At 51.2% G+C, this 9,966-nt stretch carries 7 protein-coding genes, 1 pseudogene and 1 other annotated feature; of the genes and pseudogenes, 4 read left to right on the top strand and 4 right to left on the bottom strand.

Translation table 11 applies throughout. From position 1 onward, the window contains the following. The 3 genes from CPT76_RS12415 to CPT76_RS12425 form a co-directional block, all read right to left on the bottom strand. The coding region (locus CPT76_RS12415) for an aspartate-semialdehyde dehydrogenase (RefSeq protein ID WP_258168344.1) at positions 1 to 630 on the bottom strand (630 nt) is incomplete at its 3' end. 197 nt (positions 631 to 827) lie between these two features. Further along, positions 828 to 1,095: a binding site (T-box leader), on the bottom strand. 119 nt (positions 1,096 to 1,214) lie between these two features. Further along, positions 1,215 to 2,132 (bottom strand): NAD(P)/FAD-dependent oxidoreductase, encoded by a 918-nt coding sequence (locus tag CPT76_RS12420; protein ID WP_105443147.1) that lies wholly within the window; start codon positions 2,130 to 2,132, stop codon positions 1,215 to 1,217. Positions 2,133 to 2,188: 56 nt separating this feature from the next. Then, positions 2,189 to 2,674: an RrF2 family transcriptional regulator gene (locus CPT76_RS12425; protein ID WP_105443148.1), complete on the bottom strand. Its 486-nt coding sequence runs from the start codon at positions 2,672 to 2,674 to the stop codon at positions 2,189 to 2,191. 225 nt (positions 2,675 to 2,899) lie between these two features. Between CPT76_RS12425 and CPT76_RS12430 the strand changes: the two genes are divergently transcribed. The 4 genes and pseudogenes from CPT76_RS12430 (at position 2,900) to CPT76_RS12445 (ending at position 8,197) form a co-directional block, all read left to right on the top strand. Beyond that, positions 2,900 to 4,039 carry an NADH-dependent flavin oxidoreductase gene (locus tag CPT76_RS12430; protein ID WP_105443149.1) on the top strand — a complete coding sequence of 380 codons (1,140 nt, stop codon included), beginning with the start codon at positions 2,900 to 2,902 and terminating at the stop codon, positions 4,037 to 4,039. A 299-nt stretch (positions 4,040 to 4,338) separates the two neighbouring features. Then, the gene (locus CPT76_RS12435) at positions 4,339 to 5,901 is read left to right on the top strand and encodes a spore germination protein (RefSeq protein ID WP_258168345.1); all 1,563 of its coding nucleotides are present in this window, start codon (positions 4,339 to 4,341) and stop codon (positions 5,899 to 5,901) included. Beyond that, positions 5,871 to 7,073, top strand: a complete 1,203-nt coding sequence (locus tag CPT76_RS12440; RefSeq protein WP_258168346.1) for a Ger(x)C family spore germination protein — start codon at positions 5,871 to 5,873, stop codon at positions 7,071 to 7,073. Before CPT76_RS12435 ends, CPT76_RS12440 begins: the two co-directional genes overlap by 31 nt. 54 nt (positions 7,074 to 7,127) lie before the next feature. After that, positions 7,128 to 8,197, top strand: a pseudogene (locus CPT76_RS12445) (GerAB/ArcD/ProY family transporter). 149 nt (positions 8,198 to 8,346) lie between these two features. On the opposite strand, the gene CPT76_RS12450 reads toward CPT76_RS12445, so the two are convergent. Beyond that, on the bottom strand, positions 8,347 to 9,966 hold a 1,620-nt coding region (locus CPT76_RS12450; protein ID WP_105443151.1), incomplete at its 5' end, for an alpha-L-fucosidase.

The raw sequence follows: 9,966 nt of genomic DNA on the forward strand, positions 1-9,966 counted from the left end.
CCTCACCGCCAATGTAAGGAATGACGTTATCCAGCATTTCCGGCCAGTCCGTAAAGTTTTGCCTGCGCCGGAGATCGCCTGGTAAGTCGACGCAACCACCTGAGTCGGTTTAAAATCAAGCAGCGCGTTCAGCTGCGGCACATAACTCTGGATCGAGCAGTTCGGTTTGACCGCGATAAACCCGGTCTTGGTACCGAGCCGCTGTCTTTGCGCTTCAATTACGCCGATGTGGCCTGGATTAATTTCCGGAATCACCATAGGCACGTCAGGCGTCCACCGGTGTGCGGAGTTGTTCGAAATAACAGGCGTATCCGTCTTGGCATACGCTTCTTCAAGCGCTTTGATTTCGTCCTTCTTCATATCCACGGCGCAGAAAACAAAGTCAACTCCCGAAGCAACCTCTTCGACCTTCGAAGCGTCCTGAACGACAATTTGCTTGACGTCCTCGGGAATCGGCGTTGCCAGTTTCCATCTTCCCTGCACCGATTCTTCATAGGTTTTACCGGCGGAACTGCTGCTTGCCGCAATCGCGGTCACTTGGAACCAGGGATGCTGATCCAAGAGCTGTACGAAACGCTGGCCAACCATGCCGGTTCCACCGACAATACCGACTTTAAGTTTTTGTGACATGAGTGATTCCAATCCTTTCGAAGTAGAGTATGAGAAGTTGTCTGCTAAACAAATACTATGGTGACAGGCGTGGCTCATTAAACCGTATATTAGACACTATTCAAACCGATTGAATTGGTGTGCCCATCCGCCTGTGAGCAGCGATATTTACAGGATCATGACGAAAAAATAAAAAATCCCACCCCCAAGACTGCCGTCTTAGGGACGAGATATCATACTCGTGGTACCACCCCAGATTCGCTAAAATGTCGCCATTTTAGCCTCTTCGAGTACGGCATCAGTCAACTGATGCATATACTCTAGCTCTGTAACAGGAGCTCCTGGCACACCATCCTCTAATTGAACATCGGGTTCCGGCGTGCTGCTCAGAGGCTTTATTCAATAAAGGACTCAATGCTCCTTTTCAGCGGACGGAGCTCTCTGGGAAATGCTTCCTTTACCTACTCTTCTCTTCATCGCATTTCAAATTAACGGTTCTTACATTACGCTTATAATATCGGAAGTTACGCCTGACGTAAACCTTTTTTCGCAAAAAAATTCCGATTTCACAAACCTGGCAAAAGAATGGATCCATCGGCTGCGATTCAGCGAACCGATTTCCATGCCTCATCCAACAGTTCGGCATTGATGCCCATGCCTGCCAACGCGCCCATGGAAGCCGCAGCAATGGCTTGATACATGTCAGAAGCGGCATCTCCGGCACTGAATACACCGGGGATATTGGTCTTGCCGATCCGATCGGCCACAATGCTTCCGGATTCCGACACTTCGCAGCCCAGCGACTGCGGCAGGTCAGTGGCAGCAGCCAGTTTCGGCGCAAAGAAAATCCCGGTGCAGGCAACGGATTCGCCGTTCTCCAGGAGAACCTGCTTTACGTTGCCTTCTTCAGACTCAATCTTGTGAATCGGCGAGTCCTTAACGGTAATGCCGTGGCGCTCCAAATCTTCGCGCTGCTCCGCAGTCAATTCATCCGGACCGTTCGTGCATAGCGTTAAATCTGTAGACCATCCCATCAGCACTTTGGATAAATGCATCGCTCCTTCGCCTTTGGCAATCATTACGAGCTTCTGGTCCTGCAGTTCCCAGCCGTCGCAATAGGGGCAGACAAACGCGGTTTTTCCGTATACCTCATCCAACCCGGAAATATCCAGAGGCAGGTCTCGTTTGCCGGTTGCAAACAACAGCTTCTTGCTGCGGTACACCTTTCCATCAACCGTACGGATCCGGAAGTCACCATCGCTCCCTTCGACGGATTCCGTCTTCCCTTGGACAAACTTGATTGCAGGGTACTGACTGATTTGTTCTCTGGCGATCCGCCGAAACTCCGCAGGAGCGATACCGTCCCGAGACAGGAAATTATGCATCTCATGGGTCACCCTATTGCGTGGGCGGCCTTCGTCAATGACCACCGCGGAACGTCTTGATCTGCCCAGCGCAAGCGCTGCGCTCATGCCGGCTGGCCCTCCTCCGATAATAACCGCATCCAACAATACTTCTGACATTTTAATTCCTCCCTTTATAGATCCTTTTTATCCATAATAAATGCGCAAGAAGTCTATTACTTCTTGCTTGCCGTATGGGCATCACATGAGCCCGCCTGGTTCAGTGCCGATTGGATCGTATGCTGCTGAAGATAACGGTTCATCTGCAGTTCCGCGGCATCCATCACTTGTTTGACCGGGCATCCTTCGCCGAAAGCAAACTCCGGCGTTTCCGGTTCGTCCCCCGCAGCTTCCAGGGACGGCAGCGGATGGTCGCTCCCGTGAAAGCATTCGTACAAGTGCTGACGTCCTTCGAGAACCTGAACCACGTCCAGAAAAGTAATTTCACTGGCGGCCCGGGCAAGCTCATAGCCGCCGTTCACACCGGTAACTGCGCGAACAAGCCCATCCTGCCGCAGCTTGGACATAATTTTGGATAAATAGCTCTCGGAAGCGCCCAGAGATGAGGACAGTTCTTTAATTCCCACGTTGCGGCCCCGTTCCGATTTCGCCAGCAGCATCAAGGCGTGTAAACCGTATGCAGTACTTTTTGAAAATTGCATGCTGGATTCCTCCTTTTCAAGCAGCAAACCATAACAGCGCATTTATTATGGACCTGTAATGTCCATTATATGCAGAACATGATGATAAATCAAGCTTACTTTATGTTAGTTGGTCCAGATACTTGGATTATATCCAAAGATTTTGCGTTCTTACGGGATGTTGCTTCTCCTCTTATAATCATAACAAGCTCAATAAAAGAATCGTTACGAAGGAGTTGTCACCCAATGAAGAAATCGTATTCCACCCTTTTTGATCCATTTCATTTTCCGTCAGCCAACATTTCTTTAAAAAACCGGATCGTGATGTCTCCGATGACCCATATGAGTTCCAATGCGGACGGCTCCATTTCCGAACAGGAAATTCAATACTACAAACGGCGTTCTCATGGTGCTGCCATGGTCATCACAGCGGCAACGTATGTATTGCAGCAAGGAGGAATGCCTGGTGCGCCCGGCGCCGACAACGACACCCTCATTCCCGGACTCCGCCGGCTTGCCTCGACGATCCAGGGAAACGGAGCCAAGGCCGTGCTGCAAATTTTCCACGCAGGCAGACAAGGCTCCAAGACAGGCGATTACGTCAGCGCCGGAAACATCCCGGAAGATCGGGAAGGAGCCCCCGTCCCACGCAGTCTCACCGAGCAGGAAATGGAAGGCATCATTCATGCTTATGCAGAAGCAGCCCGAAGAGCGGTTGACGCCGGATTTGACGGGGTGGAAATTCACGGCGGCAACGGAAATTTGCTGCATCAATTTTTATCCCCGATGACGAACCGCCGCACGGACCGTTATGGAGGGAGCTTGGAGAATAGAATGACGCTGGCCTTAGCCATTATTCGCGAGGTCCTTCGGACCGTTCGTAAAGAGTCTGAAAAACCATTCCTGGTCGGCTTCCGGTTTTCGCCTGAAGAGGCGGGAACGCCGGGTATTACGATGGCCGATACCCTCTCTTTCGTCGATGCATTGTCGGATACCGGGATCGATTACCTTCATGTATCGTTGACCAGCTTCCGTTCCGTGCCGCGAAGGGGGATTCAGGACAGCCGGTCACGATTGGCGATTCTTCAGGAGCGCGTCGGCTCGCGTATCCCCATTATTGGCGTCGGCAGCATTTACACGCCCGATGACGCACTGGAGGCGCTGTCCTCCGGCATCCCGCTCATCGCCCTGGGACGGGAGCTCATCATGGAACCGGATTGGGTACAGTTGGTATTGGAAGGCCGTGAACAACAGATCCGAACGTCCATCTCCCCTCTCGACCTGCAGGAATTATCGATTCCCGAACCGCTGTGGAACCTCATGATGAGTATTCCCGGCTGGTTCCCGCTGCGCAGTGACCCGCAAGTTGTGGACACCGAAAGGTAATGATTTCCCCTCAGTCTTTATAAATCGCGACAGACGGCCGCCAGCCGTCTGTTTTGCTTTTTCCGGCACGTGTTCTGAAGAGCGATTCTCTATCGATGCCCCTAGTTTAAGTTCCTCCGAAAAAGGCAACGATGAAGCAGAATATAAATTTCAAGGTGAGGATTAGGATGCGGCCTTTTTTCAAATCCAAAAAAGATTCCAGTGGTGATTCCAACCAAAATCATGACAAAAACGAGCAGCCATCGGAATTTAATATGCCTGAAACGCCTCTTTCCAAATACCTGGATGTTAACGTCCAAATGATCAAGGAAATGACGGGCGACAGTTCTGATATTATAATCCGTCGGTTGGACCAGGTCCTGGGAAAACCTGTCCATGTCGCCGTCATCTATACCGACGGTTTGGCCGATGAGCAGATTATCAACAATTCCATTTTGAAATCTTTGACGCAAATCCAGGCCGATGCGGATGGTTCGCTGGACCCGCCAAAACAAGTACTGGGTTGGATCAAACACCGGTTTTTAGCCATTGGCCAAGTCACGGACATCGATACCATGAAGAAACTGTTTGACGCCATTCTTGCCGGCAATACAGTCATTCTGGTAGACGGTACTGCCAAGGGAATATCAGCATCCTCAGCAGGTGGGGAACAGCGCGGTGTAGACGAACCCCAGTCCCAAACCGTCATCCGCGGACCAAGGGAAGGCTTTACGGAAAACCTCCGGGTCAATACGTCATTAATCCGCCGCAAAATCAAAAATCCGAATCTATGGATCGTTGACCGAACGATCGGCCGCGTAACCCAAACGGACGTAGCCGTCATGTACATCCATGGTATCGCTAGTGATGACGTGGTGCAGGAAATTTTAAGAAGGCTCGACCGGATTGACATCGACAGCGTTCTGGAGAGCGGATATATCGAGGAATTTATCCAGGACGCCACCTTTACGCCTTTTCCGACCCTTACGAATTCAGAACGTCCTGACGCCATTGCCGGAGCTATTTTGGAAGGAAAAGTAGCCATTATCGTAGATGGGAGTCCCTTTGTGCTTATTGCCCCCATTACGATTTTCAAACTGTTTCAATCCAGTGAGGATTATTACCAAAAATTCGATATCGCGACGTTTCTACGGTTGATGCGTATTATCGCATTTGTCTTTTCCATGCTCCTGCCCTCGATGTACATCGCGATCACAACATTTCATCAGCAGATGCTGCCGACGACCCTGCTCATCAGCCTCGCGGCCCAGCGGGAAGGCGTCCCCTTTCCGGCCTTTGTCGAAGCGCTTGCCATGGAAATCACTTTCGAAGTTTTGCGGGAAGCCGGGGTGCGGATGCCAAGGGCGATCGGGTCCGCGATTTCGATCGTCGGCGCGCTGGTGCTTGGACAAGCGGCGGTTCAGGCAGGATTGGTATCTGCAGCGATGGTTATTATCGTGGCTTTTACCGCCATCGCCGGCTTCGTCGCTCCGTCGGTCAGCTTATCCAATTCGGCTCGGCTGCTTCGTTTCGGATTCATGCTGCTTGCAGCTACGCTGGGATTATTCGGGATCATTGCAGGATTAATGGCGATGCTCATCCATTTGTCAGGGCTGCGGTCTTTCGGAATCCCGTATTTGATCCCGCTGGCGCCCTTTTCTCCTTCCGATCAAAAGGACGCATTGGTGCGTGTGCCTTGGTGGGCTATGCTCAAACGACCTACTCTAATCAGCAAAAAAACATCAAACGCCAAAAATCAATCCAAAAACCATCGCCATCGAATGATGAACAAGAGCAGTGAACATCCAGATCAAACGAAGAGGTGGAAAAGATGCTCCGGAGACTGGGCCTTATGTTTCTCTTACTGTCGGTCGCGCTGCTGACGGGCGGATGCTGGGACAGCCAAGAATTGAATACGCTGAGCATCATTTCTGCGACGTCAATCGACCGAAACAAGGGGAAATGGGAGATTTCGTTCCAGGTCGTCATTCCGCAATCGATTGCCACCCAGACAGGCGGCGGCAGTGCAGGAAGCCAGTCTCCGACGACCATTTTCTCAACCAAGGGGCGCTCAATTGCCGAGGCGATGCAGAATGCCAGCCTGGAAACATCAAGGAAGCTCTTTTTTGCCCATAACTCTGTTCTCATTCTCAGTGAAGATGTGGCCCGGAAAGAAGGCGTCGGAGAAATTCTTGATTTTTTCCTTCGTCCGTTCGAGAGCAGGGAGACCATGTCCGTCCTCTTAACCAAGGGCAAAGCCTCCAATTTGCTGGAAGTGCTCATCCCTTCGGAGAAAATATCCGGCAACGCCATCCAGCGGATCATCGATCAAAGCCAGAAAAATTTGTCCATGGTCCAAAACATGCGGCTCATCGACTTCGCCAGAATGATAGCCAGCCCGGATGAAAGCGCCATGGCGCCCGAGCTCGAGGTATCCGGAGATCTGACCAAGCAGTCCTCTCTCGACGCGCTGAAAAAGACGCGAAATGAAGCGGTCATTAAGCTCGGAAAGCTGGGCGTATTCCGTAAGGACAAGCTGGTAGGATGGATTGATCAGAAAGACAGCAGTTCTGTAGCGTGGCTTTCCGACCGTGTAAGCAGCATGATGGTCGTGTTTCCGTGCAGCGCAAAAGACCAAAAAGAACAGCTGCTCAGCTATCGCGTGATGAAATCGTCCACCAAGCTGGAACCGAAGGTCATTCATGGAAAATCGATCATATTCGCCAAGATTCAGGCAACCGGAGCGATCGACGAAGCAGGCTGCGACCTGGACCTGAAAAAGCCAAGCGTTATCCGGGAAATAGAACGTACGATAAGCAAACAAGTCGGCGATGATGTCATGACAACCTGGAGCCATCTGCAGGAAATGAACGTCGATCTGGCCGGCTTCATGAACGCCATACACCGCAAAGATCCCTCTACCTGGAGAAATTTGATGAAATCAAAACGCCCGGTAGAAGATATCAGCCTGCGCGTTCAGGTCAAGATTAACATTGAGCATACGAACATGATTACCAAGCCGTACTCCAGCTTGCTCAAAGACCAAAAATTTTAGCGGAAGGAGTGCCCCTACTTGCAAAAAATAGACAAATACGAGCTGATTGCGATGATGATCCTGTTTCTGATCGGAACTACCCCATTATACGAATTGGGCGTGGGAGCCAAGCAGGACGCCTGGCTGGTCGTCATTGTCGCGATGCTGGCCGGACTGCTGCTGCTCCTGGTTTACCTTTTCATCCAAAAGGGGAACGAGGACCGCAATCTCTTCGAAATCCTGAACCAACATCTGGGTCGTATTCTGGGAACTATCGTCACCATCGCTTATATTTTCTATTTTTCCTATGAGTCCATGAGAAACACCAGGGAGTTTGGGGACATTATCAACATTTCCTTTCTTCCCAAAACGCCGCTGTCCCTCCTGATGCTGATCATGATTCTGCTGTCCGCCTATGCGATTTCCAAGGGAACAGAAGTTTTTTCCGCGTCGTCGAATTTCTGCTCCCCTTTACCATCTTGGGCTATTTCCTGATTTTCTTGATGTTCATCGTCTCTAAAAATATTCATCTGGAGCGGCTGCAACCCGTGCTCGAGCATGGCATCATGCCTGTGATCAGGGAAGCCATTCCGAAAGTCATCAGCTTCCCGTTTGGCGAGGTTGTCGTGTTTCTTGCGTTTTGGAAGCATTTGAACAATAAAAAAAACCTGTCCAAGCTGTCGATCTTTTCCTACCTGTTCGTGGGAATCCTGCTGCTGATTTTCAACTTGTTGAATTTAACGATATTGAGCCCCCAAATCTTAAGCATTACCACCCTCCCCATGCTCAGATCGGTCCGCTTGATCGAAATCGCTGATTTCCTCGAACGGCTCGATCCGGTCATTATTTTGCTGATTTATATCGGCATTTTTGTGAAAATGACGGCTTTTTACTTGGGGGCGGTCATCGGCCTTTCCTATCTGGTAAAGATGAGCCACAAAAAATTAACGGTCATCGTCGGTGCGTTTATTTATACCATTTCTTTTGCTGCGCCCAATTTTATTTACCATACCTGGATCGGATTTACGCGAAACCTGATGTACGACTTTCCGGTTTTCCAAATCTGGATTCCCCTTGCTTTGGCAGCCGTTGTCCTAATGAAGAAGCTCTTTTCCCGAAAAGGAAAACAGACGAGAAGAACGTAAGAGAAACACCGATCGAAGTAAATTCTAAGAAGACCGCTTAAAGCGGCGATTTCTCTTGCGATATAAGGAAGCCAAGTCTCTCACTAATATCTAAGAAGAAAAAAGGAACCGCCGCCTGCTAACGCTCAGCTTCAAGCATCTGGGCTGCATTAAATATTGGCCCGTAATCTTTCCGCCTGAAGACGGATTAAATACTCCCCTGCTTCCGGAAAACGCAGCTTCCCCACGTAAAACTCACGGAAGTCATACGGTCCGCCGGTCGGCTGCACCTGAGCACGCAGTGACTGGTCTCCGGTGGTCACCAGGTAGGTCCCGCCTTCTCCACCCTCGGCGTCACCGCTGCCATATTCGATGCACACGTCGAAATCTGCGGCCCTCAAGGTCCGGACAGACCAGACCGCCTCGGCACTTTCGTCTGTCCAATCCAGGAGGTTGTCACGGCCCTTTTTCCCGATATCATACTTCAGTCCAGCTCCGGATATTTCGGCATCGAATACGCCTAATTCAAGGATGCTGCCTGCCCGTGAGTCCAATAGTCCCACCGGATTGCCATCGACCGGACCGGAACAAAGGATGGCGATCACTTGTGGTTTGGAAAATTCGTTCACTTCGGAAAGCACCGATTCAGGCAGTTCAATCTCCAAATCCTGTTCCGATAACCGGGTCAATTTCAGTTCCCTGCCGTCCTCCAGCATATAGGCCCGCAGAACGTCCGTCTTCAGGCCGGGAACGACCAGCTTCCAGTCCGTTGGCCGGCCGAAGACATGCAGATACAGTGTGTTTCCATTCACGGTGCACCTGCCCCATGACGGCTTTGCCGTCGGGGATGCCCCCGCCCCGTAAATGCTGTCTCCGTATGTATCTAACCAACCGCCGATTTCCAGCAAAATCGATTCGGATACCGGATCCCACTCTCCCGTCTCTGTCGGTCCGATATTGATGACCAAATTGCCGTTTTTGCTGATGACATCGATCATCTGCCGGATGATCGATGCGGGAGATTTCCAGTTATGATCCGATTTTTTGTACCCCCATGAATCGTTTAGCGTGATGATGTTCTCCCAATCCTGGCGCAAAGTCCGCGTGGTCAGCTGATTGTCGGACGTGTTGGAGTAATCCCCGAGGGGAGCCTTCCACACCCGGCTGTTCACCAGGCAGTCCGGCTGAAGCGAGTATACGGCGTCCAGAAACTGCTCCCCCTGCTCGCGGGTCAGCTTGCCGCCGCAGTCGAACCACATCAGGCCGACCTTCCCGTAATCCGTCAGCAGCTCGCGAACCTGAGGTATCGATTTATTATTCAGATAGCGTTCGAAGCGGCTTCGCTTATCCGGATCGTGCACCCAGCTCTCCACGTCGTCATAAGCACCGATATTGCCGGGGTAGTCCCAGGTGTTCCCCTGGGAATCGGGATCATGCCAGTCCATGGCGTGTGAGTAGTAAATACCCAGCACCATTTCTTCCTGCTCGCATGCTTCCGCCAATTCCCGGAGCGGATCTCTTCGAAAGGCCGCATGCTGGACGATGGAGTAATTGGACACATGCGAATCATACATGGCGAATCCGTCATGATGCTTGGCCGTGAAAATGATATATTTCAAACCGGCCCTTTTGGCGGTACGCACCCACTTCAGCGCGTCAAAAGATGAAGGATTCCAGCCTGCCGCCATCTCTTCATATTCAGCGGCCGGAATCTTTGCGCGCAGCATGATGTGCTCACTGTAGGAAGCTTGGATCTCCTTCCCTTTCCACTCGCCTGCCGGCCGTGCGTA

The sequence above is a fragment of the Paenibacillus sp. AR247 genome (genome assembly GCF_002968895.1).
GTDB lineage: Bacteria > Bacillota > Bacilli > Paenibacillales > Paenibacillaceae > Paenibacillus_AQ > Paenibacillus_AQ favisporus.

Coding starts and splice junctions, on each gene's coding strand:
- CPT76_RS12420 (WP_105443147.1), bottom strand. CDS start 2,132: ATGTCAGAAGTATTGTTGGATGCGGTTATTATCGGAGGAGGGCCAGCC.
- CPT76_RS12425 (WP_105443148.1), bottom strand. CDS start 2,674: ATGCAATTTTCAAAAAGTACTGCATACGGTTTACACGCCTTGATGCTG.
- CPT76_RS12430 (WP_105443149.1), top strand. CDS start 2,900: ATGAAGAAATCGTATTCCACCCTTTTTGATCCATTTCATTTTCCGTCA.
- CPT76_RS12435 (WP_258168345.1), top strand. CDS start 4,339: ATGATCAAGGAAATGACGGGCGACAGTTCTGATATTATAATCCGTCGG.
- CPT76_RS12440 (WP_258168346.1), top strand. CDS start 5,871: ATGTTTCTCTTACTGTCGGTCGCGCTGCTGACGGGCGGATGCTGGGAC.